This window comes from Amycolatopsis sp. lyj-112 (assembly GCF_046549055.1).
Classification (GTDB): Bacteria; Actinomycetota; Actinomycetes; order Mycobacteriales; family Pseudonocardiaceae; genus Amycolatopsis.
In genome coordinates this window covers 214,805-228,925 of the sequence record NZ_JAJPWS010000007.1, presented here as the reverse complement: position 1 = coordinate 228,925, position 14,121 = coordinate 214,805, and the positions used below count along the sequence as shown (strand labels likewise).

At 68.6% G+C, this 14,121-nt stretch carries 13 protein-coding genes; 10 read left to right on the top strand and 3 right to left on the bottom strand.

The genetic code is table 11. The annotated features are described in order from the left end of the window. Positions 1-2: 2 nt before the first annotated feature. Genes ACLJRL_RS24140 through ACLJRL_RS24115 form a run of 6 tightly spaced genes read left to right on the top strand, consistent with a single transcriptional unit; the run spans position 3 to position 5,675 of the window. Positions 3-242, top strand: coding sequence for an acyl carrier protein (locus ACLJRL_RS24140; protein ID WP_410658524.1), 240 nt, complete (start codon positions 3-5; stop codon positions 240-242). Next, entirely contained in the window at positions 242-979 is a 738-nt protein-coding gene (locus ACLJRL_RS24135; protein ID WP_410658523.1) for an SDR family NAD(P)-dependent oxidoreductase, read from the top strand. The genes ACLJRL_RS24140 and ACLJRL_RS24135 overlap by 1 nt, the downstream gene beginning before the upstream one ends. Next, entirely contained in the window at positions 979-2,376 is a 1,398-nt protein-coding gene (locus ACLJRL_RS24130) for an AMP-binding protein (protein ID WP_410658522.1), read from the top strand. Before ACLJRL_RS24135 ends, ACLJRL_RS24130 begins: the two co-directional genes overlap by 1 nt. Next, the gene (locus tag ACLJRL_RS24125) at positions 2,373-3,425 is read left to right on the top strand and encodes an acyl-protein synthetase (protein ID WP_410658521.1); all 1,053 of its coding nucleotides are present in this window, start codon (positions 2,373-2,375) and stop codon (positions 3,423-3,425) included. The genes ACLJRL_RS24130 and ACLJRL_RS24125 overlap by 4 nt, the downstream gene beginning before the upstream one ends. After that, entirely contained in the window at positions 3,422-4,675 is a 1,254-nt protein-coding gene (locus tag ACLJRL_RS24120; protein WP_410658520.1) for an acyl-CoA reductase, read from the top strand. The genes ACLJRL_RS24125 and ACLJRL_RS24120 overlap by 4 nt, the downstream gene beginning before the upstream one ends. A gap of 34 nt (positions 4,676-4,709) precedes the next feature. Further along, positions 4,710-5,675 (top strand): lysylphosphatidylglycerol synthase transmembrane domain-containing protein, encoded by a 966-nt coding sequence (locus ACLJRL_RS24115; RefSeq protein WP_410658519.1) that lies wholly within the window; start codon positions 4,710-4,712, stop codon positions 5,673-5,675. On the opposite strand, the gene ACLJRL_RS24110 is transcribed toward ACLJRL_RS24115, so the two are convergent. Both ACLJRL_RS24110 and ACLJRL_RS24105 read right to left on the bottom strand, forming a co-directional pair. Further along, positions 5,676-5,987, bottom strand: coding sequence for a hypothetical protein (locus ACLJRL_RS24110; protein ID WP_410658518.1), 312 nt, complete (start codon positions 5,985-5,987; stop codon positions 5,676-5,678). It lies immediately after the preceding gene. Between the two features lie 41 nt (positions 5,988-6,028). Beyond that, the gene (locus ACLJRL_RS24105; RefSeq protein WP_410658517.1) at positions 6,029-7,963 is read right to left on the bottom strand and encodes a DUF6541 family protein; all 1,935 of its coding nucleotides are present in this window, start codon (positions 7,961-7,963) and stop codon (positions 6,029-6,031) included. Between the two features lie 262 nt (positions 7,964-8,225). Here ACLJRL_RS24105 and ACLJRL_RS24100 point away from each other — a divergent pair, with 262 nt between their 5' ends. From ACLJRL_RS24100 to ACLJRL_RS24090, 3 genes are read left to right on the top strand one after another with little or no spacing between them, the layout of a single operon-like run. After that, complete coding sequence (locus tag ACLJRL_RS24100; protein WP_410658516.1) at positions 8,226-9,836, top strand: hypothetical protein; 1,611 nt, start codon at positions 8,226-8,228, stop codon at positions 9,834-9,836. Next, a complete protein-coding gene (locus ACLJRL_RS24095; RefSeq protein WP_410658515.1) occupies positions 9,833-11,278 on the top strand; it encodes a hypothetical protein in 1,446 nt (481 codons plus the stop codon). Before ACLJRL_RS24100 ends, ACLJRL_RS24095 begins: the two co-directional genes overlap by 4 nt. A gap of 53 nt (positions 11,279-11,331) precedes the next feature. Beyond that, positions 11,332-12,063, top strand: a complete 732-nt coding sequence (locus ACLJRL_RS24090; RefSeq protein ID WP_410658514.1) for a lysophospholipid acyltransferase family protein — start codon at positions 11,332-11,334, stop codon at positions 12,061-12,063. A gap of 10 nt (positions 12,064-12,073) precedes the next feature. Here ACLJRL_RS24090 and ACLJRL_RS24085 read toward each other — a convergent pair whose 3' ends face one another. Next, positions 12,074-12,874, bottom strand: a complete 801-nt coding sequence (locus ACLJRL_RS24085) for an HAD family hydrolase (RefSeq protein WP_410658701.1) — start codon at positions 12,872-12,874, stop codon at positions 12,074-12,076. Between the two features lie 81 nt (positions 12,875-12,955). On the opposite strand from ACLJRL_RS24085, the gene ACLJRL_RS24080 reads away from it, so the two are divergent. After that, complete coding sequence (locus ACLJRL_RS24080; RefSeq protein ID WP_410658513.1) at positions 12,956-13,849, top strand: LLM class flavin-dependent oxidoreductase; 894 nt, start codon at positions 12,956-12,958, stop codon at positions 13,847-13,849. Positions 13,850-14,121 lie beyond the last annotated feature (272 nt).

Sequence of the window (14,121 nt, the reverse complement as noted above, 5' to 3'; positions counted from 1 at the left end):
AAATGGCGGAAATCGCCGGCAAGCTGCGCGAGGTCTTCGTCGAGGCGCTGGACCTCGATGGCGAGGTCGACGTCGAAAACCTGAAGTACCGCGACATCGAGGCCTGGGACTCGGTGGGTCACATGGCGCTGGTCGCGGCCATCGAGGACGAGTTCGACGTGGAATTCGACACCGACCAGGTGATCGACATGTCCAGCTTCAAGGTCGCCGTCGACATGGTGACCGACCTCCAGTCCAAGTGATGCTCGAAGGCAGCTTGGAAGGCCGAGTCGCCCTGGTCACCGGCGGTACCCGGGGTATCGGGCTGGCCACCGCGCGGGCGCTCGCGGACGCGGGCGCCACCGTGGTGCTGACCGGCCGCGACGAGGCCAAGGCCAAGGAAGCGGCGGCCGCGGCGGGTGCCGCGAGCGGGCTCGCCCTGGACGTCACCGACGCCAAGGCCGTGTCGACGCTGGTCCGCGGCGTGGCCAAGGAGCACGGCAAGCTCGACATCGTGGTCGCCAACGCCGGGATCATGGAAGACGCTCTTCTCGGCATGATCCGCGAAGAGCTCGTCGACACCACGCTGAGCACGAACGTCGCCGGCACGCTGCACACCGTCCAGGCCGCGGCCCGGGCGATGATGCGCAAGAAGACCGGCGCCATCGTGGTGCTGGCTTCGATCGTCGGCGAGCACGGAAGCGCTGGTCAGACCGTGTACGCGGCCTCGAAGGCGGCGGTGGCGAACATCGCGCGTTCGGCCGCGAAGGAACTCGGCCGGTCCGGGATCCGGGTCAACGCGGTGGCGCCCGGCGTCATCGAAACCGACCTGACCTCGGGGCTGACCGAAGACGCCAAGGCCGAGAACATCGGCAAGACCCCGCTCGGGCGGCTCGGAACGCCCGAAGACGTGGCGAACGCGATCCGGTTCCTGGTCAGTGATGACGCTTCGTTCATCACCGGGCAGGTGCTGGGTATCGATGGAGGATTAGTTCTCTGATGACCCTTTTGGGTGTGGGTGCACGACTCATCGACGTCACGAGCGGCAAGACGCTCGCGGGCGAGGAACTCGACACCGAGGTCACCCGCGTGGGGGCCGCGTTGTCGCTGCTGCCGCCGGGTGCGCTGTTCGCGCGGATGTCCGTGGACCTCGACAGCGTGCTGAACTATCTCGGCGCGTTCGAGGCGGGCCGGGCGATCGCGCTGATCGACCCGGCGCTGGACGCCGACGTCCTGGCGGGGCTCATCGAGCGTTTCCGCCCGGCGGCCGTGCTGTCCGCGCCGGACGCGCCCGCACCCGAGGGTTACGGCGTCTCCGACAGGCACTGGGTCCGGAAGTCCGCCGAGGGTGTCGAGCCGCATCCTCACCTGGCCGTGCTGCTGCCGACCAGCGGGTCCACCGGCAATCCCAAGCTGGTCCGGCTCTCTCGCGGCGCGGTCTTCGCCAACGCCGACGCGATCGCCGAGGTGCTCGGAATCGACCGCCACGAGGTCGCGCCGACCAGCCTGCCGCTGCACTACAGCTACGGCCTGTCCGTGCTGAACTCCCACCTCGTCCGCGGCGCGACCGTGGTCATCGAGCCGTCGGGGGTGCTCGGGCGCGGGTTCTGGGACGCGGTCAACGAGCACAAGGTGACGTCGCTCGCCGGCGTGCCCTACCACTACGAAATGCTGCGGCGCCTCAAGTTCGACCCGGCGAAGTACCCGACGCTGCGCACGCTGACCCAAGCGGGCGGCAAGCTCCGCGACGACCTCGTCGCCCAGTTCAACGACAAGATCCGCGAGGTCGGCGGCCGGATGTTCGTCATGTACGGGCAGACCGAGGCCGCGCCGCGGATGACCACCGTGCCGTCGGAACGGCTCGCCGAGAAGCTCGGTTCGGCCGGGCCCGCGCTGCCCGGCGGCTCGTTCTCGATTCGGCGCGAGGACGGTTCCGAGACCAAGCATCCGAAGATCGTCGGCGAGGTCGTCTACCGCGGGCCCAACGTGATGATGGGCTACGCCGACGACGAGGCCGGGCTGGCCGCGGGCGACGAATGGGGTGGCGTGCTGGCCACCGGCGACCTCGGTTACCTCGACGAAGACGGGTTCCTCTACATCACCGGACGCCTCAAGCGGATCGGCAAGATCTTCGGCAACCGGGTCAGCCTGGATGATCTCGAGCACGCCGTGCGTTCTGCCTCGGTGGGGATCGACGTCGTGGCCGCCGTCCCGGCCGGGGACAAGGTCGTCCTGTTCGCCGAAGGGGCCGACAAAGATATCTGCAAGGACGCGTCGAAGGCGCTGTCCGAGCGGCTGCACCTGCACACCAGCGGGTTCGACGTCCGCCCCATCGACACCGTGCCGCTGCTCGCCAGCGGCAAGATCGACTACCGGTCGCTGGAGGCCCAGGTATGAGCGTCTTTACGTTGTCTCAAGCCGAGCGCGAGAAGCACCTGCTTCCGCAGCTGGCCGAGCTGACCGCGCACCACCGCGAGAACTCCGAGGGTTACGACCGCATCCTCGCGTCGCTGGGCATCGAGCGGGACGCGAAGTTCGACTCCATCGCGGACCTGCCCTGGCTGCCGGTGCGGATGTTCAAGACGCACGACCTCCGGAGCATCCCGGAGTCCGAGGTCTTCAAGACGCTGACGTCGTCGGGCACCACCGGCGCGGGCGCGTCGCGGATCTACCTGGACAAGGCCGCCGCCGGCGCGCAGACCAAGCAGCTCGGCGCGACCCTGCAGGAGGTCCTCGGCGGTGAGCGGCTGCCGATGCTGATGGTCGACACCATCGGCATCATCAAGAACCGCCGCTCGTTCTCCGCGCGCGGCGCGGGCGTGCTGGGCATGGCCAACTTCGGCCGCAAGCACACCTACGTGCTCGACGAGAACGACGAGCCGGACGTCGAGGCCGTCAAGCAGTTCCTCGCGACCTACGGCGACAAGCCGTTCCTGATCTTCGGCTTCACCTTCATGGTGTGGCAGTACCTCTACGAAGTGGCCCGCGAGCACAAGCTGGATCTGTCCAACGGGGTCCTGATCCACTCCGGCGGCTGGAAGAAGCTGATCGACCGCGCGGTCGACAACAGCGAGTTCCGCCGCCGCTTCAAAGAGGACACCGGCCTCACCCAGATCCACAACTACTACGGGATGATCGAGCAGATCGGCACGGTGTTCCTCGAAGGACCGTCCGGGAACTCGTTGTACTGCCCCGATTTCGCGGACGTCGTGATCCGGAACCCGGAAACCTGGGAAGAGCAGCCCGTCGGCGAGCCCGGTGTCATCGAGGTCGTCAGCACGCTGCCGCATTCGTACCCGGGCCACGTCCTGCTCACCGAAGACCTGGGCGTCTACAACGGAATCGACGACGGCGACTGGCCGGGCAAGCACTTCTCCGTCCTGGGCAGGCTGCCCAAGGCCGAAGCCCGCGGTTGCTCCGACACCTTCCAGGGAGCGGCGGCATGACCACCCTCAACCAGCGTTTCCCGCTCGCGGACGGCATCGAGGTCTCCTCGTTGGTCGAAGAGCTGCGTGCCGAGCCCGTCGGCGGACGGCTTCGCGTCGGCGACCCGCGTGTCGTCGAGTTCCTGACGAAGTTCGCGCGCAAGCTCCTCGCGCCCGCGACCGCGCGCCGGTTCCCGGAACTGGCGTCCCTCGGTTTCTTCCTGCGCAAGGGAGAGATCGCCAAGGCGCTGAAGACACTGTCCACTTTGGAGACTTCCGGCGACGCGCTTCGCTTCCCGCGCGGGCTGGTCTTCCACGTGCCGCCGGCCAACGTCGACACGATCTTCGTGTACTCGTGGGCGCTTTCGGCGCTGGCGGGCAACCACAACGTCGTCCGCGTGTCGTCGCGTTCGGCCGGTGCCGCCGAGACGGTGCTGGAGGCGCTGAACGCCGCACTGTCCGAAGTGGACCCCGACACCGCCGCCGCGATCACCTCGACGCAGCGCATGGTCACCTACGACCGCAGCGACGCGATCAGTGGCGCGCTGTCGGTCGCCGCGGACCTGCGGGTCATCTGGGGCGGCGACACCTCCGTCGCTGCCCTGCGCAAGTACCCGCTGGCGCCGCACGCCCGCGACCTGACCTTCCCGGACCGGTCGTCGTTCGCGGTCGCGTCGGTTCGCGGCTGGCAGAACGCGTCCGAGGCCGAGCGGCGCGGTGCGGCCGAAGGCTTCTACAACGACTCGTACTGGTTCGACCAGGCCGCCTGCTCGTCGCCGCGCGCGGTGTTCTGGGTCGGCGAAGAGGCCGGTGCCCGGGAAGCCGGGCAGGAGTTCCGGAAGCTGCTCGCCGAGGTGCTGGCGACGAAACAGCACGTCACCGAGCCCGCGATGGCCGTCCAGAAGCGGGTTTCCGCGTACGGTGCCGCCGCCGACGGTCTCGTCACCGGCATCGAATTCCAGGGCAACGGACTGGCGACGCTCGAATTGGCCGACCCGGCCGTTCTGCCGCGCGAATGGCTCGGCGCCGGCACGTTCGCCAACGCGCGGGTCGACACGCTTTCCGACCTGGTGCCGATCGTGCTCCGCAAAGATCAAACCGTCGGGCAATTCGGCTTCACCAAGGACGAATTGACCGAATTCGTGACGGAATTGGCGGGCCGCGGTGTCGACCGCGTTGTTCCCTTCGGATCGGCCCTGACGTTCTCCGCGATTTGGGACGGCTACGATCTGCTGACCGAGTTCAGCCGCTTGGTCACCGTACAAGCCTGACCAGCGGCGACAGACGTCTCAGCGAGGAGGTTCAGTGACGACGGTCGAAATGCCGGAAGGTGAGTCTCCGGTTGCGGTAAAGCAGCCGAAATCCACCAAGGCGAAGATCCTCGACGTCGTCCGCTGGATCGCGATCCTCGCGGTGGTCGGTTTCGCCGCGAAAACCCTGGTCGACAATTGGGGTGAATTCTGGCGGACGTTGTCCGACGTCGCCTGGGAATCCTCCACGCTGAGCCTGGTGGCGCTGATCGCCGCGATCATGGTGTCGACCTATGGCTGGCAGGTCATGGTCGACGACCTCGGCAAGCCGATCGGCTACGCGCGGGGCGCGCAGATCTGCCTCGTCGGTTCGCTCGGCAAGTACGTGCCGGGTTCGGTGTGGGCGTACCTGCTGCAGATGGAACTCGGCCGCAAAGCCGGGCTCGCTCGGGCACGGATCTTCACCGGTTCCCTGATCCAGCTCGGCGTCGGCGTGGTCTCCGCGCTGGTCGTCTCGCTGCTCGCGGCTCCCGCGGTGTTCAGCAACAGCCCGCGCGCGATGTGGCTGTTCGTGCTCATCCCGGTCGGCCTCGCGATGCTGCACCCGAAGGTGCTGACCTGGGGTACCTCGCTGGTGCTGCGGATCCTGCGCCGCCCGCCGCTGGACCACCGGCTGAGCTGGTCGGTCATCGGGAAGGTGTTCGGTTCGTCGACGGCGGCGTGGGCGCTGCAGGGCGTGCACCTGTGGCTGCTGGCGAACTCGGTCGGCACGCCCGGCTTCAGCGGTTTCGTGCTGTGCGTCGGGGCGATGGCCGTCGCGATGACCGTCGGGACGTTCGCGTTCATCCTGCCCAGCGGGGTCGGTGTCCGCGAGGTCGCTCAGGTCGCCGTGCTCACCGCGTCGGGGCTCACCGTCGGCCAGGCGACGGCCTTCGCCATCGCTTCGCGCGTCATGTTCACCCTCGCCGACCTGATCACCGCCGGCGGCGCAGCCCTCTCCGCCCGCCTCGTTTCCCGCTGATCAGCCGCGGCCGAAGAGAGCTTGGCGAGCCGCCGCCCACCTCCGGTCGAACTCCGCTTGCGTGATCTCGGTGTCCTGCCGGTCGTGGACGTCGCCTTCGACCATGACTCCGTAGCGACGTTCGTAGGTGGCCATCTCCGCAGGGGTGCCCTGGTCGCGGATATGCAGGACCTCCTCCAGGGAGGCCGCCGACACAGGCAGGCGAAGGGGACCTTCGAGGGTTACTTGGCGACTTGGCCGGCCGTCGTCGCCGATCTCCAGGTAGTTCACGGTGTCGTCGTCGGCCCAGTCGTAGCGGATCCATTTTGTCACCGGTACAGCATGCAACCAGTCCTCTGGTCGCGGTCCTTGCGCTAGGGATTGACGCGGTAGATCACGGCGTCGGCGTTGCGGTAGACCTCGGTCACGAACGAGAGGCCTTCGAGGTCGACCAGCCCTGCCTCGCGCGTGAGGTCCAGCGGCCCGTACTGGCCGAGGATCACCCACCGCACGTTCAGCCGTCGCACCGCCGCCTGGACCTCCGGATTCGACGGGTACTCACGAAAGCGCCATTCGAGCAGCCAGGCGTCCGGCGGCGGAAGCGTCTGGTCGAAATGCCCTGAAGTCGTACGGACACCCGAAAGCGCGAACGTCCAGGCCGTCCCGTCCAGCCGGTCGTTCAGCACCCTCTCCCCGGGCTTCACGAACTCGGTGAGCTTCAGCATCGCCACCGCTTCGTCGGGAGAGACCGTGAGCCGGTGCGGGTTGGTACCGGGGGCGTTTCCGTAGCCGCCGGCGATCTTGGCGGAGTTGGACGGCGAGTAGAGCCCGTTGCTCAGCACGATGAACCCGCCGAACACGACCACGGCCACGAGGAACGCCGGGACCTTCCGGTTCAGCACGGTGTCCCGCAGCCAGGCCTGCAGCTCGGCGAGACCGTGCGCCGCGACGATGCTCAGCGGGACGGCCGCCATCGACATGAACCGGTACGGGTCGTTCCACCACGGCCGCGACAGCGCCAGGACGAGCGGCCGCTCCGACGACGTCACGGCGATGTAGGCCAGGCCGGTGAGCAACGCCGTCACGCCGATCCACCGCAGCCCGCCCGCTCTCGCGAAGAAGATGAACCCCAGCAGGAGCGCCGCGGAAAGCCAGACCTGCGGGTACGGCGAGTAGTGCTGGAAGCCCAGCAGCGCGCCGAGCGCCGTCGTGGCCCGCCATTCGACCGGCCAGCTCGAATAGGGCACGTCGCTGTTCGCCAGCCCGATCGCGCCGAACAGCTGCAGCCAGACCACCGGGATCGCGACGACGCCGATGATCGCCAGTCCCCGCAGATCCCGCCCGATCCGCCGCCACCGGCCACCGGGCGCGACCCAGCGCTGCAGCAGCAGCGGACCGGCGAACAGGATCGCACCGAACAGCGTCGACGAGTGCACGCACAGCAAACCCACCGAGCCGAGCAGCAGGACGAACCCGGTGTCCGGCGCGGGCCGGTCGAGGTAGCGCTTCACCGCGACCGCCGCCAGCGGTGTCAGCGCGAGGCCGAGCAGGAACGGCAGCAGCGGGCCGCGGTTCATCGACTCGTACAGGCCGATCACCGGCGCGATGCCGACGAGCGCGGCCGAGCCCGCGAACACCGCCCGCCCGCGGAACGCGCGCACCAGGGTGATCAGGGACAGGGCGAGAAGACCCGGCAGCAGTGCCGTGTTCACGTCGAGGGTCATCGGGATACTCGCCGGGCTGAGCAGGTACAGCACCGACGCGAGCAGGTGGTAGGCGTTGGGATAGAACACCGGCGCCGCGTCGCCGTACCAGTTGACCTTGCCGGTGCCGAACAGGCTGCCGTCGCCGGTTTCCGCGATCTGCCGGACGCCGTTCGCGTGATAAACCGCGTCGAAGCCCTGCGGGATGGCGTTCAGGCTGCCCATGCCTCGCACGACCGTGTACATCCCGACGGCGGCCGCGATCAGCAGGCACGCGCCGACGGCGAGGTGCCCGGCGCGGCCCCACAGTGGTTCCTCGGGGACGGGCGGCCACCGGCGCGCGCTCAGCCGTCGCAAGCCGTACGCGGCCCCGGCGAACAGGGCCGTCGCCACCCCGTACGTCACGGGGTTGAACGGGAGTCCGAGCGCGGCCGACCACGGCCCGGCGAGGCCGCCGATGGCGTAGCTCAGCAACGGCGTCATCCCCGCGAGCACCCAGCCGCGCAGCCCCGCGGCGAGGCCGGTGAGCAAGCCTGGGAGGCCGATGACGAGCAGTGCGACGCAGACCGTGAAGACGTCGGTCAGCGCAGAGGTCTCGGTGGGCACGGGACATCCTCGTGATGGGAATCCGCACGAAGCCCCCGAGGCGCGGAACGGAAGGGAACGCCAGATTAACGGGCCGGTCCGGTTACCCGATCGGGGCGCATCCCGATGGGGAAAATGGCGGAACTACGCCTACTCCGACCGCATCCCATTCACCCATTCGTGTCAAGTCACTGCGCCAAAAGAAACACCTTGGCCCGGAAATCGATACTTGACCGTAGTCTTTCATCAGGGGAGAGGCTCGGCCCGGAAGGGTGGGGATCAGGTGGTGTTCGCGGTCGCCGTCGCCTGGTTCATGGTGGCGGTCTTCGTCCTCGGTGCCTGGTCCAAGATCGGTGCCGACAAGAAGTGGCGCGCGGCCGCGCTCGTGCTGACTCTCGGTTTCTCCCTGGTGCACCAGCTGTTGTTTTCGACCATTGCCGAAGACGCCTACATCACTTTCCGCTACGCGCTGAACATCGCCGACGGCATCGGTCCGGTGTTCAATACCGGCGAACGGGTCGAGGGTTACGCGAATTTCCTCTGGATGATCGCCATCGCCTTACCCAAGGCCGCTTTCGGGGCGGATATCGAGACGTCCGCGATCGTGCTCGGCATCCTCGCCACGCTCGGCGGCGTCCTGCTCGCGTACGTCACGGTGAACCGCGTGATCGCGCGCGCGGCGGGCGATCCGCGCCCGGCGTACGGCGTGGCCGCCGCGGTGCTCGTCGCGGGCGTCGGCGGTCTTGCCGCGTACGGCGGCTCCGGCACCGAGACGCCGTTGTTCGTCCTGCTCATGTTCGGCGTCTTCGCCTCGCTCGCGGCCCGGCGCCCGGTCGTCGCCGGGGTACTCGTGGCCTTCACGATGATGACGCGACCGGCGGGGATGCTGCTCGCGGTGCTGGTCGGGCTCTGGCTGGTCGTCTCCGCGGTGCGCGGCCGGTACACCTGGTGGTCGCCCGCGGGCTGGCTGCTCGGCGGGCTCGTCTTCGCCGTGCCGTGGACGGCGTGGCGGGTGACCTACTACGACCACGTCTTGCCGACCTCGGCCCTCATCCCTTTCGACATCGATGTCGGCGCAAGGATCTCTCGGGGCTGGCAGTACCTGTCGGGCTTCTCGGTGACGCACCAGGGATTCCTGCTGCTCGGCCTGGTCGCGATGGTGGCCTTGGCGCTGCGCCGCAACGGACGGACGCCGCAGGAGGCCGAGGCCAGGTCCTTGATCTGGCTGATGTTCGTCACCGCTGTCGCGCTGACCGGGTTCGTGGTCTTCTTCGGCGGCGACGCGGGGCCAGCGTGGCGTCTGCTCGTCCCGATCCCGCCGTTGCTGGCGGTGGCCGCGGTGTCGGTCTACGGCGTGCTCACCGCGGTCACGAAGCCGAGCCCTAGGCCACGGCCGTCCGTCCAGCGGCTGATGCCGGCCGCGGCGGTGGCGCTGTCCGGGCTCGCGGTGCTGGTCTCGGTGTTCAGCCCGGACATGCTGGCCCGCGTACGTGCCTGGCACGAGCACGGCGCGCAGATGGAGGAGATCGGCCGCTGGCTCGGCGCCTACCTGCCGCCCGGTTCGATCGTGAGCACGTCCGCGCCCGGCGCGCTGTCCTATCACGCCGGGACGCAACTGCAGATCGTCGGCGTCCGCGGGCAGACCGAAGAAGTCGTCGAGGCCGTCATCTCCCAGCGGCGCCCGACGCTCGCCGTGGTCACCTACACCGGATATTCGGCGTCACAGTCCTGCGTGATCGACCCGGCGTACGCCGAGAAATACCGCGTCGCGACCTTCATGCGCGAAGGCACGACGTCGTGGCTCACCGTGTTCCTGCGCGCGGATGTCGAACGGTCGGTCGTACCGGCCCTCGACTTCTCACCCGAATTCCGCCACGTACCGTGCCCTTCGTGAGTGTTGACGAACGCGTTCCCTTCGGCCCGGCGCTCGAAGCCTCGCCTCGCGCGCGTCTGTTCGGCCTCGGCGTGTTCGCCGCCGCGCTCACCGTGCTGCTCGTCCGCTTCCTCGTGCCGCGCCCGGTCGCGATCTCCGACAACGGCGACGGCTTCCGCGTGCTCTGCGGCGCCGGGATCCCCTGGAAGGGCAAGCCGGAGGGATTCGTCCGCCTCGCGTACGAAAGCCCGGCGGGCGAATGCGACGCGACGTACCTGCTGACCCAGAGCTGGTTCGCCCGGATCGCGCGCTCCGTGGGCGGGCTGCTCGGCCTGGAGTCGACGCTCAGCCTGGTCGTGCTCGGTGTGCTCACCAGCGTCCTCGCCGCCGCCGCGATCGCGCTGATCGTCGTCGGCCTGCCGTACTCGAGGCGCGTACGTGTCTTCGCTGCCGTCGGTCTCCTGCTGGTCGTCGCGGACTCCGCGTTCTTCGGCTACTTCGCCTCCGTGCTCGGCGAAGGTGCCGCGTTCCTCGGTCTCCTGATCGCCGTCGGCGGCCTGCTGGTGGCCGCGCGTCCGGGCTGGTGGCGCTACGCGGGCCTCGCCGCGGTGCTCTTCGGCGGCGTCATCGCGGTCAACGCCAAGGTCCAGACCCTGATGATCCTGCCGCTGCTCGCACTCGCCGTGCTGCTCGTCCGCCCGGCCGGGGTCCGCGGCCTGAAGCGGTGGCTTCCCGCGGTGCTCGCCGTCGCCGCGCTGGCCGGAGGAACGGCGTACGCGCAGCAGACCGTTGAACCGGCGAAGCTGCCCGACGGCTCGCTCGCCGAACGTCCTGGCGACGATTCGCGTGAGATCAACATGTTCAACACGATCTTCCTGACCATTGTGGACGGTCGGCACGACACCGCCGCCGACCTCGCCGATCTGGGTCTGCCCGCCTCGTTCGGCCAGTACGCGGGCAACGGCTGGTGGCATCCGCGGCCGGCCACGAGGGATCCCGAGTACCCGAAATACCGCGAGCAGATCAGCAGGCGCAACGTCATCGAGTACCTCGCGACGCATCCCTGGCGCACGACCGGGATCCTGCACCGCGCGGCGGGCGACCTGCTCACCGCGCGGCCGCCCTATCTCGGGAGCTTCGACCAAGCGGCCGGTTTCGCCCCGGAGGCACAGGAATTCCGCGTTCCCGTGGCGTCGACGATCACCAAGCTGTTGGCGCCACTGGGTTTCTTCGCGTTGCTACCGATCTGGTTCCTGCTCGCCTGGCGTGGCTGGAAGACCCGGCGCGACGCACTGGGCGTCGTACTCGGCTTCCTGTTCGTCGTGGCCGCCGGCCAGTTCGCGCTGGCGGCGCTGGGCGACGGCCTGGAGAACGTCAAGCACCAGGTGATCGCGCTCTACTGCACGCTGCTCGGCGTCGTGCTCGCACTGGTGACTTTCGCCAGGCGAGAGCGCTCTGAGTGATGTGACCTACGCTACCGTAGGTTGGTTACCCTACGGTAGCGTAACCTGAACGAATGGCCGATCTCGTTTACCCGCCCGTCATCCTCGCGGCGAAGACCATGTTCCGGGTGCTGGACAACCGCATCCGCGTGGAGGGGACCGAGCACATCCCGGCCACCGGTGGCGCGGTCATCGCCTGCAACCACGTGAGCTACCTCGACTTCATCTTCTGCGGGCTCGGCGCGCAGCCGGCGAAACGCCTGGTCAGGTTCATGGCGAAGAAAGAGATCTTCGACAACCGCATCGCCGGTCCGCTCATGCGCGGGATGCACCACATCTCCGTCGACCGCGGCGCGGGCCTCGCCTCGTACAAGGAAGCGGTCGAGCGGCTCAAGGCCGGCGAGGTCGTCGGAGTGTTCCCCGAGGCCACGATCAGCCGTTCCTTCACCGTGAAGAACATCAAGTCCGGCGCCGTCCGGATGGCCGCCGAAGCCGGCGTCCCGATCGTGCCGATGGCGCTCTGGGGCACGCAGCGGCTGTGGACCAAGGGCCACCCGAAGGACCTCACCAAGCGCCACGTCCCGATCTCGATCCTCGTGGGCGAGCCGCTGCACCCGAAGGTCGAAGAGGACGCCGAAGTGCTCTCGAAGGACCTTCGCGTGCGGATGACCGCGCTGGTCGACCGGGTCCAGGCGGAGTACCCCGACAAGCCGTCCGACGACGAGCGCTGGTGGCTGCCCGCGCACCTCGGCGGCACCGCGCCGACCCCCGAAGAGGCCGCGGCCCTGGACCGCGAGCGCCGCTGAGTCCAGACCGCTAGAACCAGCGTTCCAGCACCTGCGCGACGCCGTCTTCGGAGTTGGGCGCGGTCACCTCGTCGGCGATGTCCAGCACCTGGCGGTGCCCGTTGGCCATGGCCACACCGTGCCCGACCCAGCTGAGCATCTCGAGGTCGTTGGGCATGTCGCCGAACGCGATCACCCGCTCGGCGGGCACGCCCAGCCGCTCGGCGACCTCGGCCAGCCCCGAGGCCTTCGTGATGCCGTGCGCGGCGACCTCGATCAGGCCGGAGTTCGTCGAGTAGGTGATGTCGACCGAACCGTCGAGCACCTCGCGCGCCGCCCGCGCCATCTCGTCGGAGTTCATCCCGCGCCTGCTGATCATCAGCTTGATCGCCGGATGCCCGAGCACCTCGGCCCTCGGCGCTTCCGTGCCCTCGTGGTTGCCCCAGGGGTTGTGGTAGTCCGGCTCGATCACGAAGTTGCGCATTTCCGGGTCGCGCGCGGACTCGCCGATCCGCTCCGCGGCGTACCGGCAACCGGGAAGGGCGTGATCAAGAGCACTCACCGTGTCGTGCAGCAGCATGGGTTCCAGCAGCCCGTGAACGGCCACGATCCGGTCGGTGCCGATCTCGTAAAGCACCGCGCCGTTCGCGCAGACCGCGTAGCCGGTCAGGTCGAGCGGCTCCGCGATCGGGGCGATCCAGCGCGGCGGACGGCCGCTGACCAGCACGAAGGGCACCCCGTCCTCCCTGACACGCCGGACTACGCCGATCGTGCGTTCGGACAGGGCCTCCATCGGGCCGAGCAGAGTGCCGTCGACGTCGGAGGCGATCAGTAGGGGTTTCTCCACCGTGACATTGTCCCCGAACATCCGCCCATCGGGCGAAGTGTCGTCGAGCACCGATACCTTCCGGGGGTGCGCGTAGGCATCGTGATCCTTCCGGAAGATCGTTGGTGGGCGGCCGAGCCGAAATGGCGGGCCGCCGAGGAATACGGCTTCGACCACGCTTGGACGTACGACCATCTCGGCTGGCGGACGCTGGTCGACGGCCCGTGGTTCAGCGCGATGCCCACGTTGACGGCGGCCGCCATGGTCACGTCGCGGATCAGGCTCGGCACCTTCGTCGCGTCGCCGGTCGCCCGGCACCCCGTGCCGTTCACCCGTGAGCTGATCACCCTCGACGACGTCTCCGACGGCCGGTTCATCCTCGGCGTCGGCGCCGGTGTGCCGCAGACCAACTACGACGCCGCCGTCCTCGACGGCCCCGAACTGTCGCTCAAGCAGCGCACGGACCGGTTCGCCGAGTTCGTCGAAGCGCTGGACGGCCTGCTGATGACCGACGGCTTCGACTTCGAGGGCGAGCACTACCGGGCCAAGGGCGCCCGGAACCTGCCCGGCTGCGTCCAGCGGCCGCGGCTGCCGTTCGTGGTCGCCGCGAACGGCCCGCGCACGATGACGCTCGCCGCGCGGTTCGGCGCGGGCTGGGCCACCACCGGCAAGAAGGCCGACACCCAGGACGAGTGGTGGAAGGGCGTCGCGGAACTCGTGAAGACCTTCGAAGAGCGGATGGAAGCCGTCGGCCGGGACAAGACGAGCGTGCAGCGCTACCTGAGCCTCGACGCGGCGCCGGTCTTCTCCCTGTCCAGCGTCGGCGCCTTCACCGACGCCGCCGGACGGGCCGGGGAACTCGGCTTCACCGACATCGTCACGCACTGGCCGCGCTCCAGCGACTGGTACGTCGGCCGCGAGTCGACGCTCGAAGAGGTCGCCACGGACGTACTCCCGGTACTTCAGGGAAGAAACTCTTAGTCCGAACGGGTGACGTTGGGCGGTCCGGTAAACCGGATCCGCCTAATCTTCGTCTGAGGGATGAGTACAGCGAGTGGGTGTGGCCGTTCGACGGCTGCCCCTCATGGGTCACCCCGGGGGTGAATGGGGGACTAAGGCTCGCGTGGTCGCGGCAGGGGCAGTCCGCGACCACGCGAGCCTTTATTTTTGTCGCGCGCTGGTTGCGGCTCGTTGAGTGTTCCGGATGTCATGAAAGGGTCTTTCAGGACGAAAAACGTCCTGAAAGACCCTTT